Origin of the sequence: Undibacterium sp. Di27W (assembly GCF_049340345.1) — a bacterium.
Lineage (GTDB): Bacteria > Pseudomonadota > Gammaproteobacteria > Burkholderiales > Burkholderiaceae_D > Undibacterium.
This window is the reverse complement of record NZ_JBMPOS010000160.1, coordinates 1-277: the sequence shown is the minus strand read 5'-3', so window position 1 is coordinate 277 and position 277 is coordinate 1. Positions and strand designations below refer to the sequence as shown.

1 protein-coding gene is annotated in these 277 nt (G+C 61.0%); it reads left to right on the top strand.

The window, feature by feature from the left end; genetic code table 11:
- Window positions 1-277: hypothetical protein (locus tag ACO0LF_RS31735; protein WP_423021435.1), on the top strand; the 277-nt coding region annotated here is incomplete at both ends.

Genomic DNA, 277 nt, shown 5'->3' with positions numbered 1-277 from the left:
GGCTACGATAATGCAGGCAACATCGCCAGTTTGACCGATGCCCAGGGCAATGCCACCAGCTACAGCTACGACACAGCCGGTCACCTGCTCACAAAGACCGATGCAGCAGGCAACCGCACCGACAACACCTACGACAGCAATGGCGACCTGATCCTCAGCACCCTGACCCCGGCAGCAGGTGCCAACCAGTCCACCGGCCCCCAAAGCACCCGTTTCGTCTATGGACTGCCAGGCCAGTTACGCTTCCAGATCAGCGGCACCGGCATCGTCACCGAAC